Genomic DNA, 21,803 nt, shown 5'->3' on the forward strand with positions numbered 1-21,803 from the left:
GCATAAAATGATAAATCATGAAACGCTTATTTTTGCAGCATGCTCGCAAAATTTTTCCGGCTCTCCGAACATAACACAACTGTTAAGAAAGAAGTACTGGCAGGGTTAACTACCTTTTCCACGATGGCGTATATACTGGCGGTGAATCCCAGTATCCTTTCCCGTACCGGGATGGACTTTAATGCCCTGATAACGGCTACCGCACTGGCGGCAGCTATTGGTACACTGGTGATGGCGCTATATGCCAAACTACCTATTGGCGTGGCACCGGGGATGGGGTTAAACGCTTTTTTTGCCTATACCATTGTGTCTTCCATGGGATACACCTGGCAGTTTGCGCTGACCGCCGTTTTCCTGGAAGGGATCATTTTTATTTTCCTTTCTATGTTCCGGATACGGGAAGCTATTATCAACAGTATCCCGGAAAATCTGAAGCATGCTATTTCCGTGGGAATAGGATTGCTGATAGCATTGATAGGGATGGCCAATGCCGGTATCATAGAAACAGGTATGCATCATGTAGGAGAAGGTAGGCTGGACGGGGTGATCCTGAAGATGGGCGACGTCACCAGCATAGGGCCACTCATTGCGCTGATCGGGTTGATTGTAAGCGCAGTGCTGATGTATAAGAATATAAATGCTGCTTTGCTGATAGGTATCCTGGCCGCTACGGTCATTGGAATCCCTTTGGGGATTACCCATTTCCCTGCAAACGGGCACCTGGTGAGTTTGCCACCATCACTGGCGCCGGTGGCTTTTAAGCTGCAATTCGATAAAATATTTACCCTGGATATGGTGATGATCCTGTTTACGCTGCTGATGGTGAATCTTTTTGATACCGTAGGTACGTTGATAGGACTATGTAATAAGGCAGGACTGCTGGATGAAAATGGTCGTTTGCCACGCGCCAAGCAGGCACTGATGGCCGATGCAGTAGGAACCACTGCAGCAGGTTTGTTAGGTACCAGTGTTGTTACTGCTTATGTAGAAAGCGCGAGCGGTATTGCTGCCGGTGGTAAAACAGGTTTGACTTCTTTTACTGTTGCCATCATGTTTTTGCTGTCGCTGTTTTTTGCGCCTGTTTTTGCCATGATTCCGCAAGCGGCTACAGCACCTGCTTTGATCATTGTAGGTATGTTGATGATGGGGGCTGTTACAAAAATTGATTTCAATGATGTAACAGAAGCCATCCCGGCTTTCCTTGCCATCGTAATGATGCCGTATACCTACAGTATTGCAGAGGGAATTGTATTTGGTATGTTGTCTTATGTGTTACTGAAAGTATTAACCGGACAGTACAAAAGTATCAGTCCCGTGATGTATGTATTGGCGGTATTATTTATCATTACTTTCCTGGTGAAGTAATTATTCCTTCAGGGTAACGGTGTCGTCACCTACACTCAGGGTGTGCATCATGCCACATTTGAGGGCGTAGTTGTTTTTCTGGTGTCCTACGGGAAAGTTAAAGCACACCGGGTATTTGAAGTCTTTTACTTTTTCGAGTACCATATCATAAATTGTTCTGCCGAATTCTTCGCCGGGATCATCCGGTTTGATCCGGTTAAACCCGCCGATGATAAGGCCGGCGAGGTTATCCAGTTTATGGGATCGCTGAAGTGTTCCCAACATACGGTCAAGGCTATACGGATATTCACCCACTTCTTCCAGGAATAATATTTTGCCGTTGGTATCTATTTCTGAATCGGTGGCAGACATGCTTTGAATGATGGAAAGGTTCCCGCCGGTAAGTATGCCCCTGGCTTTCCCCTTACGGTTGTTACTATCCGGTGTAGTGCTGTATTGCATTTTTTTACCGGTGAGTGCCTGGTAAATAGACATGATGGTGTCCTGTACAATGGGCTCTGCTTTCCTGAAGTCATCCGGGAAGCTATTACACATTTTGGAATGGAGAGAAGCTATCCCGAAGTGGCGACCGATATGACAATGTAATACCGTGGCATCACTGAAGCCGATGACCCATTTGGGCTTCCGTTGGAAGCGGGAAAAGTCGAGCTGGTCAACGATGCGTGCGGTACCATAACCCCCGCGGCCACACATGATCGCTTTAATATCGTCATCATTGAGCATCGCCTGCAGGTCTGCCAGTCTTTCTGCATCAGTGCCGCCAAAGCTAAAGTCGCGGGCGCCTACGGTTTTGCCTATACGAATATTGAATCCCCAGCTTTCCATAATGCGGATAGCGGGTTGTATCTCTTCTCTTTTGATGTATCCGGCGGGACAGGTAATGCCAATGATATCACCGGGTTTCAGATAAGAAGGGACCAATGGTTCCTTCTTATCTGAAATAGCAGGTAATCCAATGCCGGCAAGTGTTTGCAGTGCAGGTAATCCGGCACCGGCAGTAACAAGAGCAGACAGAAAATGTTTGCGGTTCATACGCTTAAAATAAGCATAATTTGGCAAATCATCCTACAGTTGTTATTTCCCGTATTGACCAGTGGGCTATATATTTTCCATCTTTTAACTGTACAATATCTATAATGCGAAGGGTGGCTTTTTTCCCGGTAGGCTGTTGTCCCAGGAAGGGGGCGCTGAAGGTGCCCGTAAAGGCTTTGTGGGTAACTACTTTGTCGTTTTCCGCTATCATATCAAGAATTTCCAGTTGAATATCGGGGAATGCCGGCCGTAGTAATTTGATGATAAAATCACGGGTGGCAGTGGCGTCATTATTACCAACAGGCCCGGTGTGGTTAATGAAATCAGGTGCTACTATTTCCTCAAATGCCTGGAGATCTCCTTTAATGATAAATGCTTCGTTGAAACGTTTCACCACTGCTTTGTTCTTTTCCTGTATTGTTTGCATGCTATTGTTTTTATAGATGCAAAATTACAGGGAGAATAGCAGTTGCCGGTAACGCGAATAGCTCAGATAATAGCCTTTTTAGCTCTTTCGCTATTAGGGGTGATGCCGTAGGTTTGTTTAAAGATGCGGATAAAATGGGACGTGCTTTCAAATCCGCATTCCATGGCTATTTCAGCCACCTGTTTGGAGGTGGTTTGCAGCAGCGTTTGTGCGTAGGATAATCTTTGTTCATTGATCCAGCGTTTGGGAGCGACGTGGTATTGTTGCTGAAAATCGCGTTTGAAGGAAGCCAGACTGCGCCCGGATAACCTGGCGAGCTCAGGTAATGTGAGGGGTTGGAATAGATGTTGTTTTACTACAAATGCAATGTCGGATGGCTGCGCATATACAATTTGTTGCATGAATGCCAGTACGGATGACTGTTGTGGAGTGGCCAGCAGTAACAGGAATATCTCATATAATTTTACAGATAATAAAGCAGCCAGCGTATCGGGAGCTTGTGTAAAATAAGAAAGATACTGTTGCCGGAATGCTTCCAGGAGTGGGTTTAAAGGGAGGGTGAGATGATCTCCCCCGGATGTTTTTGCGGGTGTGGTATAATTGAATTTATGTAGAAATCTGCGTAGTTGTTCATCTGAAAAATAAATCAGCAGGCTTTCGAAATTAAGTCCATCTTCCACAAAATCAGACATGACGTAAAAGCCACGTTTCATCAATAGAAGGGAACCTGCTTCTACTTTAACGGTGTTACGATCAAAGTGTAATAATTTATGTCCGGACAGTACAAATATCATCACGTTTTCATTCAGGAAAATAGTACGTTTATCCGCCATGCTGCGTTTTTTCAGCATCGCGAAGTGGGTGTTGCCGGCTTTCAGTATTTGTTGTCCGTCCTGATCTTTTGGGAATTTGAGTAACATGATACCAAAATTAAAGTATTCCACTTTATTCCGGGAGTATAAAAAAAGCCCCTCCGGCCTGTGACCGAAGGGACGTTACAATCAATGGATGTGGCCAGCTTATTTTTTTCTATGGAAGGTATAGTTAGCACCAACCTGTAAGTTGCTGGTATAGTAACTTCCTGATTGTGATTTGTTACTTACACCAAACATGTACCTGGTGGATATGCCCAAACCCCAAGGTAATTTATAGCCGATACCTGCGCCGGCAGAGAGGTTTGTGCGTCTGTAATACTGCGTAAGATCCCTTCTGTCGCGGTCGGTCTCCTCTTTTGCCTGAAGGAGTATGTTCAGTTCCGGACCTACTTCTAAATACAAGTTAGGTATGATGTAATATTTCAGCATCACTGGAATATTGAGGTAATTATGTTTGTCTTTACTGAATGAACCCTTGTGATCTGTATAATATTCCCCGGATTGAGAGTACAGTAATTCAGACTGCACGCCCCAATGCTTGCTAAATTTAAGTTCGGCAAAACCGCCCGCGTAAAATGAGGGAAAGTAGCGTTCAAATCTGGTGATGTCATTGGATAGATTGAGGCCTCCTTTTATACCATAGTCCATTTTTTGAGCATGGGTAGTCAGGGCCGCTGCCGTAAAGGGCAACAGAAGCAATAATGCTTTTTTCATTTTTTGAGTTGTTGGATAATTAAAGTTACAGTTATTAATAGGTACTATAGTAAGGCCTTACAAGCGTAAATTTAGAGGTGTAAGTGTTAAGGAAATCCTTACATGATTTTTTTCGCATCCTTTTAACTTTTATATATAATAAAATTATCTTGTGATAGTGGCAGTATTTTTGTCAAGATTATTCAAATGGCTATTTTATGCGTTACATGATTACAGGGTTGTTTATGTTGTTGTTATCATCTGCTGGCTACGCTCAAAAGGCAGCCTGGCTGATTGTTCCGGGCAAATCTATCGGGCAGATAACATTGGAAACACCGTCTCAGCGTCTCGCTGTATTAGGTAAGCCGGATGGAGGTGATGCTGCGATGATGAAAGCATGGCGTATCTGGTATAGTCGTAAAAAAGATAAGGGCATTGATTCTTCACATATGGTAGCAGTATTTACTGCTATGCGTACGCAGGATACCCAGTATGTAAAACAGATCCGTGTAAATTCGCCCCGGTTTAAAACGGCGAAGGGAGTAGGCGCAGGCAGTAGTATGGCGGCAATTAAGAAAGCTTATCCCGGTGTACAATTAAAACAAACTTATGAGTCCGCGAACAAAGCAATACGTATTGCCGTATACGAGGATACTAAATTGGGTATTGCTTTTGAATCGACTAATGCACGCAGTAAAAAACCTGTTTGTTCTATGGTGGTAGTATTTGATCCGGGCGAATCTGCTGCCGGATACCTTGATTTTCATGCAGGCTTTGATATGATGAATCCGGTGGAGAAATAATTTTTTCGGGAGATAACACTCACTGTGTTTTTTTCTTTCTTTTTGTTTCGTAAAACAGGTCCTGCTTTTTCTTCTTTTCTTCTCTTTTCTGGCGGGCGAGTTCCCGGTAATATTCACGGTCTTTATAGCGACGCCCATCCGGTTTGTGAATGTGATAACCAAACGTATACTGCAGAGAGATACTGTTGATGGCATTTATATCCGGGTTCATTTTGGCGAAATTAAACATATATGAAGCATGTAAACTCCAGGAGGAATTGCCCACCGGGAAGTTAATTTTAGCATCGCATATCAGTCCATTTGCGTGTATGGTAGTGGTATCAACGCCAGGTCCTGCATCTATCCGTCGGCTGGCAGCATGCCAGGCATACCCTACTCCTATGGAGTAGCCCATGTATTTGTAGGCACGTGGTGTTGCGCCATTACCGAATGTATAATTAAGGGTAACGGGCATATTGACCATATATCCAATTTCAGGGAGATTAATTAATTTTCGTTTCTTGTTTTTTGTGCGGAAATCATTGGGACCGGTAGGTCCTACACCAAGGCTGGAGCCAACAGACAGACTTGATTTATCTGAAAATTCATATAGGTTGACCCGGGGCTCTAAGTTAAACATCACAGCGTTGTGGTGTTCTCCACGAATACTGCCACCGCCTAATGCCATTTGAAAAGAGTTTTTTTTCTGGGCAGATGTTGCAATAAATAAGGTATTTAAAAATACAAACAGGGGAAGGGATAAGTATTTCATGTATATAAGACGGAGAAAAGTATTGTTAAGTTACTCGAAACGGCCTGAAATAGGGTTTATTTTTACAATGCTTATCTTGATTGGCTCTATCCTGTTATGATTGGATGGATCGTTAGGCTACGGGGGGCAAAAAAGGAGTCGTATTTAACTTGATTATTTGGGTCTTTTAATCTTCCCCCCAATATTATAATCGATACCTATAGTGGTAATGCCTGGAATATCGGGATTGTATTTGTTGTTATTTAGCATATAGGCCACCCGTAATCCGAAGGAATTATTTTTTACCGGGAGTCGCAGCCCTGCGCTGAGTACAACGCCTGATATATGAATCTGGTTGGTACTCACTTCTTCATCATCAATAAATTCTACTCCGCGGGCAGCATTCTGAAAGCCATAACCAGCGCCGGCAAAAAAGCCCCATTTCGTATAGGCATAATTGGTAGCTGCATTTCCGAAGTTCCAGGTGAGCAGCACCGGTATGTTGGTCATAAATATGCTGGTAGAATTACCACCGGTATTACTGTTGTAGTTATCGTTGACGGTTGTACCCAAACCTATATGGGTACCCAGGGAGAGAACGGATTGGTCGGAGAAGCGCAGGAAATTCAACCGGGGGGAATAAACGATACCCGCGCCGAGATAACTATTGCCTGCAAATAATCCTCCGCCTATAGCATGCGAAAACAGCCGGGATTGGGCGTTAGCACTTATCTGGGAAAATAGAAAACATCCTGCACACAATAATGTGTATAGTCTGAACATAGGTATTGAGAATGTTTAAAGATCATAACGCTAAAAAACCACCTGGTGGGTTGCCTTAATAACGGAAATTACAAATATACTTTGTGTATGGCTTAGATTATCTAACTCTCCCAGTTTATTTACATAAAATTCACGGTATTCATCCATGTCCTTTACCTGTACTTTTATCATGAAGTCAAATTCCCCTGAAATGTTCAGACATTCGGTTACCTCTGTAAAGTTTAATATCTCCTGAATAAATTTCTTACCATACTTTTTATTATGTTCTTTGAGGGTGATATAGCATAATACGGTGAGGCTTTTATTTATTTTCCGCGGATCTACAATCGCCGCATATTGTTTAATAACCCCTGCCTGCTCCATTTTACGGATACGTTCATATACAGGTGTAGTACTAAGGTTCAGTTGACCAGCAATATCCCGGATCGTCATTTTAGCATCCACCTGTAATAATCTCAGGATGCCCATATCTTTTTCATCCAGGTGAAGTGGTGTATCCGTATGATGTTCTTTTTTGTTGATCATGATATCATGTGTTTGGAACAAATATCTATTTATTTGCCATAAAATAGTTATTTGTTCCAAAATTTTTAAGATTAAATTACTATTGAAATGTTTTTTTAGGTTTGCATGGTGAGAAAGCAACGAATCATTTTGACGGTAGCCTGCATGGCTATATTTTTTGAAGCATTGGATGTGTCTGTGCTGAACATGGCCATACCACAAATGGAATCATTTTTTCATTTTGGTGCAGACGCTATTCAATGGGTGCAGACAGTATATGTATTATTTTATGCCGGCCTGGTGCTGTTGGGTGGGCGTTTAGCAGATACCCAGGGTAGGAAGAAGATATTTATTACTGGCGCTGTTTCATTTGTGCTGGCTTCGCTGGCAGCCGGATTTTCGCTTTCTTTCGCCTGGTTGCTGGTATGCAGGGCATTACAGGGAGCCGGGGTTGCATTAGCTATTCCTGCTGCCATGGCTATCATCACCAATACATTTACGGAGTCTGCTGCGAGGAATCGTGCCCTGGGTATTTTTGGAGCGATGGCAGGAATAGGTTTTGCTACGGGTTTGGCCATTGGGGGTTTGATCAGTAATTATTTGGGCTGGCAATGGGTGTTTTTTATAAATGTACCGGTAATTGGTGTAGCGATCATACTGGCAGCAGTATACATTCCGGCAGATGAAAAGCATACAGTGAAGCCGGTGCATAATGCGTTAAGTGCTATCCTGATCACGTTATTAATGATGCTGGCCGCCTGGCTGATACATGATTTGGGTAATATCGGTGACCACTATACGAAGTATTTATCGCTGTTATTTTTGTTCATTATAGCGGGGCTGTTTTTTGTACGTCGTGAACGCGTTCATACGTCACCGTTAGTAGATTTCCGCTTGTTCCGTTTGCGGGGTGTGATTACCGGGAATGTAGGAGCAATACTGCTGGGAAGTGTTTTTCTGAGTTATATATTTATGTTGACGCTTTATCTGCAGAAAGATCTTCATTTTTCTTCTTCACAGGCCGGATTGTTGTTATTTCCCTTCAGTATTCTGTCTGGTATTATTTCGAAGTTTGTATTGCCTTATTTGTTTGAGCGGTTGGGCGTGGTGAAAACAGGAGTTATTGGTAATGTATGTATGCTGTGTGGTATCCTGTTTTTCATTGGCAGTTATTTTACGGACCATACGCTTTTATTTATTTTTTGTGCGGTAGGTTGTATTAATTCCTTTGGGATGGCGATTAGTTTTCCGTGTGTAACGATATTGGCGGTGCAGTCGGTGCCTGAAGGGCAGGAGGGATTGGCTTCAGGTATTAATGGTACTGCTAATGCGCTTGGCGGGGGGCTTGGTTTATCGTTGGTGGGGTTGGTGATGCAGGTGGCGGATACAAGGGGCTGGAGTGCGTATGGGGCAGGATTAGGTGTATTGGTGCTGTTGGGCCTGGCCGCGATTGGGCAGCTGTTGTTGTTTTATCAACGTTATAAATCAGGCGTCGGGGTGGTGTCCGTTCAGTCGTAGTAATTCCTTCAGGTCTTCCAATGTATTTATTTCTGTTACAGGTTTATCTTTTCTCCAACGGTTAATACGTGGAAAGCGCAGTGCCACACCGGATTTGTGACGGTTGGAAGTAGCAATGCCTTCAAAGGCAATTTCAAATACGAGTTCTGGTTGTACGGTTCTCACGGGACCGAATTTTTCCAGTGAGTGTCGTTTGATCCAGTTGTCTACTTCTGCAATTTCTTTATCTGTGAGGCCGGAATAGGCCTTGGTAAAGGGAACTAACTGATCTCCGTCTTTTACAGCAAAGGTATAATCGGTATATAAATTAGAGCGTCGGCCATGGCCTTTTTGGGCGTAAATCATTACGGCGTCAATGGTTAATGGATCGATTTTCCATTTCCACCAATCACCGCGTTTGCGGCCTACCTGGTAAGCTGCAATTCGTTTTTTGAGCATTAGTCCTTCACTGCCTTTATCGCGTGATTGTTCACGTAATGTGGTGAGTTGCTCCCAGGTATCAAAAATAATTTCCGGCGATAATTGTAATACCGATAAGCGGATTTGCTGTACCAGTTGCTCTAGTAAGGCGCGACGCTCTGCCAATGGTTTCTCCCGCATATCGCTCCCTTCCCATTCCAGTAAATCATAAGAGAGAAAAATAACGGGTGCTTCCTGCAATTGTTTGCGGGTAACATTTTTTCTGCCAATTCTTGTTTGTAATGTTTGGAAAGGCAACGGCATGCCGTTGGCGAAGGTGAGTATTTCTCCATCCAGTACAGTGCCATCGGGTAGGGCCGTTAGCAATTGGGCGAATTCCGGGAATTTTTCAGTGATCAGTTCTTCTCCCCGTGACCATACAAATAACTGATTTTCCCGTTTGATAATTTGTCCGCGGATACCGTCCCATTTCCATTCTGCTTGCCAGTCTTTTTCCGTACCCAGTGTGGCTGGGGCTCCTTCTAGTGCATAGGCCAGGTAAAACGGATAGGGGCGGGAAGCATCTGCGCCGGTAGTATGCTGGTGTAGTAATTCTTCGATAGTTACATTACGGGGATCCCAGTTGCCACTGATCATATGTGAGAGGGTAGCTGCTTCAATATGATAAGTTTTTGCCAGTGCATTTACCATCATTTTCTGAGACACGCCTATACGAAAGCCTCCGGTGATCAGTTTATTAAATACAAATCTTTCCCCACTATCCAGTGCATTCCAGGCTTCCAGGATGAAGGATTGCTTAATATTCTCTTCTGCTTTTTCCAGTTGTTGGAGCTGTTCCAGCCAATAGTGCAGGGGCGCAGCCATGGGAGTGGTGCCTGGTGGCAGTAATAATGCAATGGTTTCTGCCAGGTCGCCTACGGTGTGATAACATTCGTCAAATAGCCAGTCGGAGATGGAGGTAGCCTGCATGCACCATGTTTTTAGTTGTGTGCTGTTGACAGTTCGTTTGGGGCGACGCCCGGAGAACAGCGCCAGTACCCAGCTTTTATCTTTGTCGGGTGCGGTCGCAAAGTATTGGCTCAGCGCCTCCAGTTTTTCGTTGGTTTTGGTGCTGTTGCTTAATAATTGTACCAGTTGAGCAAATTGTTGCAAGGCTTAAGTTTCAGGGTTAGTAATCAGTTCTTCATCTCCGTAGGAAGTGGTTACTTCCTTTGCATTGATCCCTTTTTCATTCAGATAACGGGCAAAAACGCTGCTGAAGCCGTGGGTAACAAACACCTGTTCTGCTCCGGTGGCGGTAACAGCTTCCAGCAATCCCGGCCAGTCAGCATGATCAGACAGGGCGAAGCCCGCGTCTGCATTGCGCCGGCGCATATTACCGCGCACCTGCATCCAGCCACTGCAAACACCCAGCGCGTAGGGCTGAAACCTGCGCATCCAGGCATTATCTTCCGCCGAAGGCGGTGCTATAATCACCGCATTTTTAAAGGAAGATTTGGGAGTTTCCGGCGTAATCCTTTCTACGGGCGGCAGCTGCCATCCTTCTTTTAGCAGCACCTCGTGTGGAATAGCAATGGCCCCGTGTGCCAGAAAATGATCGACTTTATCTTTCAGATGATAAAGCAACCGCTGGGCTTTGCCCAGGCTGTAGGCCAATAACACACTGGCTTTGCCTGCCTGCTGATTGGCGTATATCCATTGCGTCATGTTGTCGAAAATCTGTTGCTGTGGTTCCCAGCGATAAATGGGCAGTCCAAAAGTAGATTCGGTAATGAAGGCATGACAACGCAAAGGTTCGAACGGGACCGACAAGCCATCGTTTTCCAGTTTGTAATCTCCGCTGGCCACCCATACTTCGCCGTCCTGCTCCACCCGCACCTGGGCAGCGCCTATCATATGACCAGCGGGATGCAGGGAAACTTTTACCCCATTAAAAAACAGCGACTCGCCGTAAGCAACACCTTGGACCTGGATGTCGTTGCCCAGCCTGAGCCGTAGCAGAGGAACGGAAGTATTTTCACATAAGTAGTATTGATTTCCCCAACGTGCGTGATCGGAGTGTGCATGTGTGATGACCGCGCGCTTAACGGGTTTCCAGGGATCTATGTAGAAATCACCTGCCGGACAGTAGATGCCGTTGTCGGTAAATTGCAGCACATTCATATAAGGGAATATACGCAAAAAAAATCGTGCCATGACCTGGATCATGGCACGACAGAAGATCAGTTGCAGGGCAACTATTTATTCATCTTAATATCTGCACTATCTCCTTTCTGGATGATGTAGATATTTTTATTTTCAAAGTAGGAAGGTGTTGCTTCTCCTTCTTTCAGATACACTGGCAGGAAATTGTAATTGGTAATTACTTTCGGTGATTCGCTGACCATGCCATTGAAATAAACGCCGTTGGTATGTAGCAGTTTTACAAAGTAGTAAGTCAGGTCAAATCCTTTGTAGGCCATGTCGGACGGGCGTGCCTTGTATGTTCTGCGGAAGTAGTCGCTTATATACCTGCTGTAGGCATCTGTTTTGTCGTTATAGTAGGGAGATGAATAATACACCTGTAAACCTTTAAACTCTGGTTCTTTCAGCTTAATCACATCCCAGGTAGGCATCCCAAAAATCTGCAGGGGATAAGTAGTGGCAGAAACGCTGAGTTTGCGCAGCAAGTTTTTGGCGCCGGTTTCATCCAGTGCAGTCACGATGATGATGTTGGTCCGATCTGTCAGCAGGTATTTGGAGATTTCCTCTGTGGAGGTAGCATCATTCCAGATGACTTCTTTGATCTTTATTTTTTTAGTATTGTCCATTTTGTCGTAGGATGCCTTGAAGTCTGCTGCCAGTCTTGTTTCGAAGGCGGTGTTCCTACGGAACAGCACAATATTTTTATTGGAGAAAGCGTCCTGTACATAATTCTGCAGGGCTTCGCAATGTGTTTTCAGGGTACTGTTGGAAATATATAGAAAGGGATTATCGCTGATGCCGGCATCATTAGGGAAGGTGCCGGAAACGAAGTTAATTTCTTTTTCTTTTGCGAAATCACTGAGTTCTTTCAGTTCCGGATTGCTTACGGAGCCTATGATAAGATCTGTATTATCGAGTGCTTTGCTGCGGATGATGGAAGCTACGCTTTGTTTGGATTTGCTGTCGTAAACCGTCACTTTCAGGTTATAGCCCTGTTGTTGGAGGGTATCCAGTGCCAGTTGTGCTCCTTCATAGAATTCCAGTCCGGGTAACACGTATTTAGGCATGGTGCGGCCGGGAATATCAGCGGAGGTAGCAAATACGGAATCCAGGTATAAGGGAGCAAAGAAGGCGATGTTATAGGTCTCTTTCTTTACTTCTTTACCAAATGCCGGCACATTAAAAGGTGCTTTTGCTGCAGTTGTTTTCTTTTCTTCCGGTTTTTTAGCCGGTGCAGGCTTACTCAAAGAAGGCGGAGGTCCGTCTACCCGTTTGGTGCTTTTCCTGGAAGAAGAGCAGGAGCTGATCAATACCAATAATACCAGTCCGGATATCAGGTGTTTTATAGAAACTAAATGGTTCATAATTGGCGCTAATTTACAAAAATCATTCCGGGGAATGTGAAATAAAGCATTACGGAGTTGTGGGTAGATAAAAAGTATCTATCTATCCCCAACTCCGTAACTATAGCTCAGTATTTTAGTGTTCCGGTATTATTCCCACTCAATAGTAGCAGGAGGCTTGGAACTGATATCGTATACTACGCGGTTAATGCCTTTTACCTTGTTAATGATGTCGTTAGACATTTTAGCCAGGAATTCATAAGGCAGATGCGCCCAGTCAGCAGTCATACCATCCACGGAGGTTACTGCACGTAACGCAACAGTGAATTCATACGTGCGTTCGTCGCCCATTACGCCAACGCTTTGTACCGGCAGCAGAATGGTACCCGCCTGCCATACTTTATCGTATAAACCAGCTTCTTTGAGTCCCTCTACATATACATTATCCGCTTCCTGCAGCATGTGTACCTTTTCAGGGGTGATAGCGCCGAGGATACGGATAGCCAGACCAGGACCAGGGAACGGGTGACGGCCCAGGAATATGTCGCTGATACCAATTTCGCGGCCTACGCGGCGTACTTCATCTTTAAAGAGGAAACGCAGTGGTTCTACCAGTTGCATATTCATCTTTTCAGGTAATCCGCCTACGTTATGATGGGATTTGATGGTAACGGAAGGACCGTTTACAGAAACGGATTCAATTACATCGGGGTAAATGGTGCCCTGTCCCAGGAAGGAGATGTCGGTGAGGAGGGTGGCTTCCTGCTGGAAAACATCGATGAACAGGCCGCCAATGATTTTGCGTTTTTGTTCCGGATCGGAAACGCCTGCCAGTTTTCCGTAGAAAAGATCTTTTGCATTGATTCCTTTTACATTCAATCCCATATGTTTATAGGATTCCAGTACGGTATCAAATTCATCTTTTCTCAGCAGACCGTTGTCTACAAATATGCAGAACAGGTTTTTGCCGATGGCTTTGTGGATCAGTTCAGCAGCTACGGTAGAATCTACGCCACCGCTCAATGCCATTACCACGCGTTTATCGCCTACCTGTGCTTTTATTTTCTCTACTGTTTCGTGTACAAAAGCAGCTGGGGTCCAGTCCTGGCTGCAGTTACAGATATGTAACAGGAAGTTGCGCAGGATCAGTTTACCTTCCAGGGAGTGTGTTACTTCCGGGTGAAACTGCAAACCGAACATAGGGTTGGCAGCCAGGGTAGTATTTTTGAAAGCCGCTACTGGTATGTTTTCGGTAGTGGCAATGATTTCAAATGCTTCAGGAATACGTTTAATGCTATCTGCATGGCTCATCCAAACCTGGCTTTTTGCGGAGATATCATATAATAACTTTTCCTCTTTGTCATTGTGCTCCATAAAGGCGCGGCCATATTCACGGAGGTTGCTTTTAGCTACTTCACCGCCAAACACTTTGGCCATCATCTGTGCGCCATAGCAAATGCCGAGTACAGGTACTTTTGCGGCAATGGCGGCAATGTCAATGATAGGCGCATTTTCGTCATTCACCGAAAATGGACTACCGGATAAAATAACACCTTTGATCGTTTCGTCCCAGGCGATGGGCTGAAGACAAGGCTTAATTTCGCAATAAACATTCAGTTCACGGATGCTGCGTGCAATCAGCTGTGTATACTGCGAACCGAAATCGAGGATAAGTATCTTTTCTGTCATGGTGGTGCAAAGATAAAGTGCTTCCGGCAATTTCGGATTTTGAAATTCGAATTTCAGAAATCTGGTGTACCTTTCTGCCATAATCCAAACCCATGATATCAACAAAATCACTCCTATGTCAGGCCATGGTGGCCTTTTCAGCAATTTTACTACTTAATTCCTGTGATGTGATCGGTCAGAATCGCGTAAAAGGAAACGGCCATGTTGCCAAGGAAGACAGGCAGGTATCTTCTTTCCACCGGGTAAAACTGGAAGGCAGCATGAATGTGTTTGTGGCGCAAGGCCCCGCCAAAGCCGCTGTTATTGAGGCGGAAGATAATATTATCCCATTGGTGGAACTGACAGAAGAAGATGGCCGGCTGATTGTCCGCCTGAAAAGAGGCTATTCCATCAGCACGCATAATGATGTGAATGTGTATTTAACTACACCGGACTTAAATGAGGTGAGCTTGTCAGGTTCCGGAGATGTGAAGCTGACGGATAAATTTACTTCGACCAGCGATATGAAAGTCTCGTTGTCCGGCTCTGGTAATGTCAGGGGAGAAGTAAATGCGCCAGCGGTGAAGGCATCTATTTCCGGTTCAGGAAATATGTTCCTGAAGGGAGAAACCAAAGAGGTGAACCTATCTATTGCTGGTAGTGGTAATTTCAAAGGCAGTGACCTGCTTTCGGAAAATGTGGATATCTCTATTGCTGGTAGCGGGGATGCAGATGTATATGCCAGTGTAAAGCTGAACGCAAAAATTGCAGGCTCCGGAGATGTAAAATATAAAGGTACTCCCCAGGTATCTTCTTCTGTAGCTGGTTCCGGATCTATACAGAAAAATTAGATATTAACATTGGCAAATCTTTAACATTTCTGAAATCATATTTCGTACAGTTTATCTGTTTATAGGAGTGTTTTAATAGAACATAACAAGTCCTTGAGTCCAGGTACAGCATTCGCTAATTTACACCGGTTGATGCTGTACCTGGCTGGGGCACAATATATTACCCCTTTTTTTTATACCCCATCCCATCAAGACTTCGCGTCAAATTATCATTAAATCACATGAATGATTGCTGTTTTTTTGTATGTTTACAGCTTGAATTGTGGATTTTGCCATTTGAATTGTTGATTTACGTCTTGAATTGTTGAACTCCTATTCCTTTTATGAACGAAAGACCGAAGATCCTGGTGGTATATTATACCCAGACAGGGCAATTGAAAAGGATTATTGATCATGTGCTGGCGCCGTTGGAGGGCAAAGCAGATATTACGTTCGAGCAACTGGTGCCTGTAACGCCGTTCCCATTCCCCTGGGGAAAACAGCAGTTTTATGATACCATGCCGGAAACCGTTCAGTCTACTCCGCGGGCAATACAGCCGTTGAAAGTGGATGTGAATGCGGCTTTTGATCTGGTAATACTGGCTTATCAGCCCTGGTTTTTATCTCCTTCACAGCCTACGGCTGCTTTTCTGCAAAGTGAGGCTGCTAAGCAACTGTTGAGGGGTAAAAAGGTGATTACCTTGCTGGGTAGCAGAAATATGTGGCTCAATGCGCAGGAAAAAGTGAAAAATTACCTGCAGCAGGCGGGCGCCAATCTGGTTGGCAATATAGTGCTGGTGGATAAATCCCCCAATCTTATATCTGTTATCACCATTCTGCGCTGGGCGTTTAAAGGTAAAAAGGAGGCCACACGCTTTTTACCACAGGCGGGTGTGCAGGAGAATGAGATTGTCACTTCCGGTCGTTTTGCCGGCCCCATAGAAAATGCATTACTACGTAATCAATGGGAGGAGTTGCATCCGCAACTGCTTTCCCTGGATGCAGTAGAGTTAGTCCCCAACCTGGTAGTCCTGGAAGGTAAAGGAATAAAGGCTTTCCGCTTCTGGGCCCGGTTCATTAGTGCCAAAGGCGGACCTGGTGCTGCTTCCCGGCAGGGACGTGTATCTATGTACAGAGGGTTGCTGCTGGCAGGGATTTTTGTTTTAACGCCTATCTCGTTGATCACTTCTCTTATACAATTAAATCTAAAGAAGAACCAACTGCGTCGTGAGGTGGATTACTATAAGGGTATTTCCTTGCGTTAACATGCATTATAGCTAGCTTTACGCCATGGCGTGATAGTTGTAATTCCAATTAGAATTCTATATTTACGTCTATATACAACGTATATTAAATTTAAATATGTTTATCACTGTGAGCTGGCTGGTAAGGCAAGACAGTTCTGATCAGGTTTTACATGTAGCCTTAAAAGACGAATAATATTCAAATGAAGGAAGTTTATATTACCAGGCTGTCTAAATTTTTACCTAACAAGCCTGTTGAAAATGATGAAATGGAGAGCATTCTCGGCATGGTAGATGGAAAGGCCTCCCGTGCACGTTTAAAGATTCTGGGTAACAACAAAATAAAAACGCGTTACTATTCTTTGGACAAGGAAGGGAATTCAACTCATTCCAATGCAGAGATGACGGCAACAGCGGTAGAACAATTGTTTGATGAGAAATTTCCGATCAGCAAATTAGAATTACTGGCCTGCGGCACCACTTCTCCTGATCAGTTGCTACCCAATCACGCAGCAATGGTACATGGCATCCTGAAATGTCAGCCTGTAGAGCTGATTGCGGCTACAGGTGCTTGTGCAGCTGGTATGCAGGCTTTCAAATATGCCTGGATGTCTATTCGTTGCGGCAATACATCCAATGCCGTAAGTACCGGTTCAGAAAAATTTTCTGCCTGGATGCTGGCCCAGAAATTTCAGCCGGAAGCCGAGAATCTAAAGAGCCTGGATGAAAATCCGATCATCGCATTTGAAAAGGATTTTCTCCGCTGGATGTTATCTGATGGCGCCAGTGCTGCTTTGTTCCAGGATAAACCAAATGAAGAAGGTTTATCGCTGCGGGTAGACTGGGTAGAAATATTATCATATGCCAATGAACTGGAAACCTGTATGTATGCAGGTGCTATCAAGCAGCCAGACGGCAGCACCACCGGCTGGATAGATATGACGCCGGAAGAATGGGCACAGCACAGTGTATTTTCTTTTAAACAAGATACCCGCTTACTGGGTAAAAATATAGTTCCTTCCGGAGCAAAAATGTGGAAAGAGCTGGTAGAACGTCATAACATCAACCTGGAAGAACTGGACTTCTTCCTGCCACATCTTTCTTCTGAATTTTTCAGGTTAAAAATAGATGAGGAAATTACCCGTTTAGGCGTGCCGGTGAAACTGGAAAAATGGTTCACCAATCTGGCCAATGTGGGTAACGTAGGTACCGCATCTCCTTACCTGATGCTGGAAGAACTGATGAATACCGGTCGTTTTAAGAAAGGACAGAAAGTGGTATTGATGGTTCCGGAAAGTGCACGTTTTTCTTATGCTTATGCACACATTACCGTAGTATAAGCGTCACATCTAAAACTGGCATCATGAAAAAAGAGGAAGTACCGCAGGATAGTGATAACCTGCATGAAGGTACATTCAAGCAGATTATGTATGCAGTGGATAATTCCGGCAATTATGTGCAGGTGCAGAGTGCAGGATGGGAACCGGAAAACATTGCACTGGACCAGGCCTGGGAAGAAGTAAATGAGCGGGTGAAAGCTGCCCGCGCCCGTGTGGAAGCAGGAGAAATCAGTCCCGTAGCCTATTATATGGAAAAGAACCTGATGGATCTGCCTTTGCTGGCAAGTTATGTCGGGAAGTTTCAATGGCAGGTAAAAAGGCATATGAAGCCGGGTGTTTTTAAACGGCTTTCTCCAAAAATGCTGCAGCGTTATGCGGATGCCTTCAAAGTGAGTTTAACAGATCTGCTGCAGGTCAAATAGATAATTGCGAATTACAAATTACGAATTACGGATTTGTGGGTAGATGATATCCGAAGATCTACCCACAAATCCGTAATTCGTAATTCTTAATTCGTAATTCTTTTCAAAAAATATTATGAGTAATTCTTTCTTCCAACACACGCAGACGGCACATTGCGAAAGTGGAGTAATATCAAATCTGCTGGGACATTACGGCTTACAGATCAGTGAGCCGATGGCATTTGGTATTGGCGCAGGTATATTTTTCGGACATCTTCCTTTTGTAAAGGTGAATGGTGTGCCTGGTACTACCTACCGGATATGGCCGGGGGCTATTTTTCAACGGGTATGTAAGCGCCTGGGTGTGAGAATGGAATCTGAAAAATTCTCTACGCCGGAAAAAGGGATGGCCGCACTGGACAAAGTTATTGAAGCAGGCATACCTGTTGGATTACAGTCCAGTGTTTACTATCTGCCTTACTTTCCTGCTTCCTATCGTTTCCATTTTAATGCACATAACCTTGTAGTATATGGCAAAGAGGACGGACAATACCTGGTAAGTGATCCTGTAATGGATACCGTTACCACCATTGATCCGGAAAGCCTGGTGCAGGCACGCTTTGCCAAAGGATTTCCGGCCCCTAAAGGGAAAATGTATTATCCGGTACATGTACCGGCAACCGCTTCTTTTGAAAAGCCGATCAGGGCGGGCATTGAACAGGCCTGTCATTTTATGCTAAAGGTGCCGATCCCGATGTTTGGGGTAAAGGGTATTCGTTTCCTCTCTAAAAGGGTACGTAATTATGCAGAAAATCCGGGTGACCGCAAAGCCACCCTGTATCTGGGAAATATTATCCGTATGCAGGAAGAGATAGGTACCGGCGGTGCAGGGTTCCGTTTCCTGTATGCTGCATTTTTACAGGAAGCAGCAGTGATGTTGAAAAAAGATGAACTAAGTAAACTGGCAGGTGAGCTTACCAAAACCGGTGACCTCTGGCGTAACTTTGCATTTGCGGCCGGCCGTGTATGCAAAAGCAGATCGGCGGATAATGTTTCTTATAAAGAACTCAGTGAAATGCTATTGGAATGTGCTGCTTCTGAAGATGTTTTCTTTAAGAAACTGTCACAGGTGAAGTGGTAATTAAAATATCGAATGAAATGATGTCCGGCATATCAGTTAATGAATTATTTAAAACCTACAAAGGAAGCGCAGAGCCCACATTGAAAGGACTTACGTTTCAGTTTGGAGAAGGAAAGATTGCCGGTTTGCTGGGACCTAACGGAGCAGGTAAAACAACAACTATTTCTATTTTGTGTGGTATTGTACGTGGAGACAACGGAGAAGTAGTGATTCATGGCTTAAAACAGGATGCTGCACACCGGGAAGCCATTAAACAGATGATTGGTATTGTTCCACAACAAATTGCATTATATCCGCAACTATCAGCAGTAGAAAACCTCACTTACTTTGGTAACCTGTATGGTTTCAAAGGAAAGGCATTGCAGCAAAAAATTATGCATTACCTGGAGTTGTTTGGGTTGGAGAAGAGTGCACATAAAGAGATTCATAAATATTCCGGTGGCATGAAGCGGCGCGCAAATATTATCGCCGCCATATTGCACGACCCCAAATTATTGATACTGGATGAACCTACCGCAGGTGTAGATGTGCAATCCCGCAGTATGATATTGCAGTTTCTGCGCGACTACAACCAGCAGGGCGCCAGTATCCTGTATACTTCCCACCTGCTGGAAGAAGCACAATCATTATGTGAAGAAGTAGTGATTATGGACGAAGGAAAGATGATTGTACAGGGAAATCCGCTTGCCCTGATTCACGCACATCCTGCATGCAATAACCTGGAAGATGTATTCCTGCATTTTACCGGTAATGCAGTCAGGGATTAGTTGTTAGCAGACAAACTGCAGAAGGGGATCCGGAAAAATAGATTAAATGAACACTAAAAGCTAAAGCAGAGAGCTAAAGGCTATGTTAAGATTACTGGCAACAATTAGGAAAGAATGGCAACTGCTGTTACGTGATAAAACAGGATTAATACTTCTGTTTGTGATGCCGCTGGTATTAATCACCGTGATGGCGCTGATCCAGGACGCTCCGTTTAAAGATTACCAGGACATCAAATTTGATATATTAACGGTCGACAATGACCACGGTCGTTTAGGCCGTTATGTAAGGGAAGGGCTTGAATCCGGTGGACAATTTAATATCATTGATTCGCTGGAAGGCGAGCCGATTACAGCAGAACGGGCCAAGCAGCTGGTGAATGAAGGAAAGTACAAGATCAGTATCATTGTGCCTGCGGGAGCTACAGCTGCTATTGTCAGTAATGCAAACCGTATTGTTAACGACATTTCCCAGCGCATGGGTATGTCGGTATCTTTACCGGTAAAGAAGACCGCTGATTCGCTGAATGTGATCATTTATTTTGATCCTGCTGCCAAGAAAGCATTCAAAGGGGCTATACATCAGGCGTTGGATAATTTTCTTACGCAGGTGGAAACAGATATGTTGCTGGATCGCATTAAACACCAGCTACGCAGTAAAGATTCAACAGCCGCCAGTACTGATACTTTACCGATCCGGCTGCAAGCCGTTGGATTAAAGGAGCATAGCACAGGTACAGGTAAACAGCCGGATGTAATATCCAATTCTGTGCAGCACAATGTGCCGGCATGGAGCATCTTTGCCATGTTTTTTATCGTAATTCCTATTGCAGGCAATATGATCCGGGAAAGAGAAGATGGTAGTTTGTTGCGGATGAAGCTGATACCGGGATCTTACCTGGCTATTCTGGCGGGCAAGATGTTGTTTTTTGTAGGCATTTGTGTATTGCAGTTTTATGCGATGATGTTGGTAGGTATCTATCTATTGCCACAGCTGGACTTACCCAGACTGGTCATGGGACACCATCACGGCGCTACCGTTCTGGTAGCTTCGGGAATAGGGCTGGCAGCCACGGCTTACGGTATACTGATTGGCACGATATTTAAAACGCCTAACCAGGCATTGAACTTCGGGGCGATCTCTATCGTAATATTGTCTGCCATCGGTGGTATATGGATTCCGCTTGAAGTGATGCCTGCCAAGATGCAGTTACTGGGGCATTTATCGCCGCTTAGCTGGGGACTGGATGCTATCAATGACGTATACCTCCGCAATGGGGATATTGATTATGTATGGAAGAATGTGTTGAGATTAATACTCACAGGATTGGCTATGCTGGCCATAGCCGGGTGGGTGGAAAAAAGAAGAATGAACTGATAAATGTTTTCAAAACAATAGTAAAACTGTATTTTTACTCCCCACAAGGGCATTCGCCTGTTGTGAACAACAGGCGATAAACCTACAACATTATGGAAGAATTAAAAAAGAAACTGAAAGAACAAATCATCGAGGCGTTGAATCTTCAGGATACCAAACCGGAAGATATTGATGACAACGCACCATTATTCGGAGACGGACTGGGACTTGACAGTATTGATTCACTGGAATTGATGGTGTTGCTGGAAAGACAGTATCATATCAAAGTAGAAGATCCACGTGAAGGTCGTAAGATCTTACAGTCTGTTCAGTCTATGGCAGAATTTATCGAATCAAAACAACCGGCATAAGTAAACTGGC

At 44.4% G+C, this 21,803-nt stretch carries 22 protein-coding genes; 11 read left to right on the forward strand and 11 right to left on the reverse strand.

Annotated features, from left to right (window positions below; genetic code table 11):
• Positions 1-39: 39 nt before the first annotated feature.
• Entirely contained in the window at positions 40-1,365 is a 1,326-nt protein-coding gene (locus AB4Z08_RS10695; RefSeq protein WP_441573716.1) for an NCS2 family permease, read from the forward strand.
• Here AB4Z08_RS10695 and AB4Z08_RS10700 read toward each other — a convergent pair whose 3' ends face one another.
• From AB4Z08_RS10700 to AB4Z08_RS10715, 4 genes are all read right to left on the reverse strand, one after another.
• The gene (locus AB4Z08_RS10700; RefSeq protein WP_441573717.1) at positions 1,366-2,397 is read right to left on the reverse strand and encodes a S66 peptidase family protein; all 1,032 of its coding nucleotides are present in this window, start codon (positions 2,395-2,397) and stop codon (positions 1,366-1,368) included.
• A 28-nt stretch (positions 2,398-2,425) separates the two neighbouring features.
• Positions 2,426-2,824, reverse strand: coding sequence for an ester cyclase (locus tag AB4Z08_RS10705; protein WP_441573718.1), 399 nt, complete (start codon positions 2,822-2,824; stop codon positions 2,426-2,428).
• A gap of 62 nt (positions 2,825-2,886) precedes the next feature.
• The gene (locus tag AB4Z08_RS10710; protein ID WP_441573719.1) at positions 2,887-3,744 is read right to left on the reverse strand and encodes a helix-turn-helix domain-containing protein; all 858 of its coding nucleotides are present in this window, start codon (positions 3,742-3,744) and stop codon (positions 2,887-2,889) included.
• A gap of 99 nt (positions 3,745-3,843) precedes the next feature.
• Positions 3,844-4,413, reverse strand: coding sequence for a porin family protein (locus AB4Z08_RS10715; RefSeq protein WP_441573720.1), 570 nt, complete (start codon positions 4,411-4,413; stop codon positions 3,844-3,846).
• 197 nt (positions 4,414-4,610) lie between these two features.
• Here AB4Z08_RS10715 and AB4Z08_RS10720 point away from each other — a divergent pair, with 197 nt between their 5' ends.
• The gene (locus AB4Z08_RS10720) at positions 4,611-5,195 is read left to right on the forward strand and encodes a hypothetical protein (RefSeq protein ID WP_441573721.1); all 585 of its coding nucleotides are present in this window, start codon (positions 4,611-4,613) and stop codon (positions 5,193-5,195) included.
• A gap of 19 nt (positions 5,196-5,214) precedes the next feature.
• Here AB4Z08_RS10720 and AB4Z08_RS10725 read toward each other — a convergent pair whose 3' ends face one another.
• From AB4Z08_RS10725 to AB4Z08_RS10735, 3 genes are all read right to left on the reverse strand, one after another.
• The gene (locus tag AB4Z08_RS10725) at positions 5,215-5,862 is read right to left on the reverse strand and encodes a hypothetical protein (protein WP_441573722.1); all 648 of its coding nucleotides are present in this window, start codon (positions 5,860-5,862) and stop codon (positions 5,215-5,217) included.
• Between the two features lie 237 nt (positions 5,863-6,099).
• Positions 6,100-6,708 carry a hypothetical protein gene (locus AB4Z08_RS10730; protein ID WP_441573723.1) on the reverse strand — a complete coding sequence of 203 codons (609 nt, stop codon included), beginning with the start codon at positions 6,706-6,708 and terminating at the stop codon, positions 6,100-6,102.
• A gap of 30 nt (positions 6,709-6,738) precedes the next feature.
• The gene (locus tag AB4Z08_RS10735; protein ID WP_441573724.1) at positions 6,739-7,233 is read right to left on the reverse strand and encodes an Lrp/AsnC family transcriptional regulator; all 495 of its coding nucleotides are present in this window, start codon (positions 7,231-7,233) and stop codon (positions 6,739-6,741) included.
• Between the two features lie 144 nt (positions 7,234-7,377).
• Here AB4Z08_RS10735 and AB4Z08_RS10740 point away from each other — a divergent pair, with 144 nt between their 5' ends.
• Positions 7,378-8,730, forward strand: a complete 1,353-nt coding sequence (locus tag AB4Z08_RS10740; RefSeq protein WP_441573725.1) for an MFS transporter — start codon at positions 7,378-7,380, stop codon at positions 8,728-8,730.
• On the opposite strand, the gene AB4Z08_RS10745 is transcribed toward AB4Z08_RS10740, so the two are convergent.
• The 4 genes from AB4Z08_RS10745 to guaA all read right to left on the reverse strand — a co-directional run bounded on the left by AB4Z08_RS10745 (position 8,698) and on the right by guaA (position 14,366).
• Positions 8,698-10,302: an ATP-dependent DNA ligase gene (locus tag AB4Z08_RS10745; protein WP_441573726.1), complete on the reverse strand. Its 1,605-nt coding sequence runs from the start codon at positions 10,300-10,302 to the stop codon at positions 8,698-8,700. The genes AB4Z08_RS10740 and AB4Z08_RS10745 overlap by 33 nt on opposite strands.
• A 3-nt stretch (positions 10,303-10,305) precedes the next feature.
• Positions 10,306-11,346 carry a ligase-associated DNA damage response exonuclease gene (locus tag AB4Z08_RS10750; RefSeq protein ID WP_441573727.1) on the reverse strand — a complete coding sequence of 347 codons (1,041 nt, stop codon included), beginning with the start codon at positions 11,344-11,346 and terminating at the stop codon, positions 10,306-10,308.
• 41 nt (positions 11,347-11,387) lie between these two features.
• Complete coding sequence (locus tag AB4Z08_RS10755) at positions 11,388-12,698, reverse strand: ABC transporter substrate-binding protein (RefSeq protein ID WP_441573728.1); 1,311 nt, start codon at positions 12,696-12,698, stop codon at positions 11,388-11,390.
• A gap of 129 nt (positions 12,699-12,827) precedes the next feature.
• On the reverse strand, positions 12,828-14,366 hold the full coding sequence (guaA, locus tag AB4Z08_RS10760; protein WP_441573729.1) for a glutamine-hydrolyzing GMP synthase: 1,539 nt from the start codon (positions 14,364-14,366) through the stop codon (positions 12,828-12,830).
• Positions 14,367-14,458: 92 nt separating this feature from the next.
• Here guaA and AB4Z08_RS10765 point away from each other — a divergent pair, with 92 nt between their 5' ends.
• From AB4Z08_RS10765 to AB4Z08_RS10800, 8 genes are all read left to right on the forward strand, one after another.
• Entirely contained in the window at positions 14,459-15,196 is a 738-nt protein-coding gene (locus AB4Z08_RS10765; RefSeq protein ID WP_441573730.1) for a head GIN domain-containing protein, read from the forward strand.
• A gap of 323 nt (positions 15,197-15,519) precedes the next feature.
• Positions 15,520-16,440: a hypothetical protein gene (locus AB4Z08_RS10770; protein ID WP_441573731.1), complete on the forward strand. Its 921-nt coding sequence runs from the start codon at positions 15,520-15,522 to the stop codon at positions 16,438-16,440.
• Positions 16,441-16,622: 182 nt separating this feature from the next.
• Positions 16,623-17,759 carry a beta-ketoacyl-ACP synthase III gene (locus AB4Z08_RS10775; protein WP_441573732.1) on the forward strand — a complete coding sequence of 379 codons (1,137 nt, stop codon included), beginning with the start codon at positions 16,623-16,625 and terminating at the stop codon, positions 17,757-17,759.
• A 23-nt stretch (positions 17,760-17,782) separates the two neighbouring features.
• The gene (locus AB4Z08_RS10780; RefSeq protein ID WP_441573733.1) at positions 17,783-18,181 is read left to right on the forward strand and encodes a hypothetical protein; all 399 of its coding nucleotides are present in this window, start codon (positions 17,783-17,785) and stop codon (positions 18,179-18,181) included.
• Positions 18,182-18,296: 115 nt separating this feature from the next.
• Complete coding sequence (locus tag AB4Z08_RS10785; RefSeq protein ID WP_441573734.1) at positions 18,297-19,301, forward strand: BtrH N-terminal domain-containing protein; 1,005 nt, start codon at positions 18,297-18,299, stop codon at positions 19,299-19,301.
• A gap of 17 nt (positions 19,302-19,318) precedes the next feature.
• Entirely contained in the window at positions 19,319-20,068 is a 750-nt protein-coding gene (locus tag AB4Z08_RS10790; RefSeq protein ID WP_441573735.1) for an ABC transporter ATP-binding protein, read from the forward strand.
• Between the two features lie 82 nt (positions 20,069-20,150).
• The gene (locus tag AB4Z08_RS10795; RefSeq protein ID WP_441573736.1) at positions 20,151-21,443 is read left to right on the forward strand and encodes an ABC transporter permease; all 1,293 of its coding nucleotides are present in this window, start codon (positions 20,151-20,153) and stop codon (positions 21,441-21,443) included.
• A gap of 92 nt (positions 21,444-21,535) precedes the next feature.
• Complete coding sequence (locus AB4Z08_RS10800; RefSeq protein WP_441573737.1) at positions 21,536-21,793, forward strand: phosphopantetheine-binding protein; 258 nt, start codon at positions 21,536-21,538, stop codon at positions 21,791-21,793.
• The last annotated feature ends 10 nt before the right edge of the window (positions 21,794-21,803 follow it).

Source organism: Chitinophaga sp. RAB17 (assembly GCF_052114225.1).
Lineage (GTDB): Bacteria > Bacteroidota > Bacteroidia > Chitinophagales > Chitinophagaceae > Chitinophaga.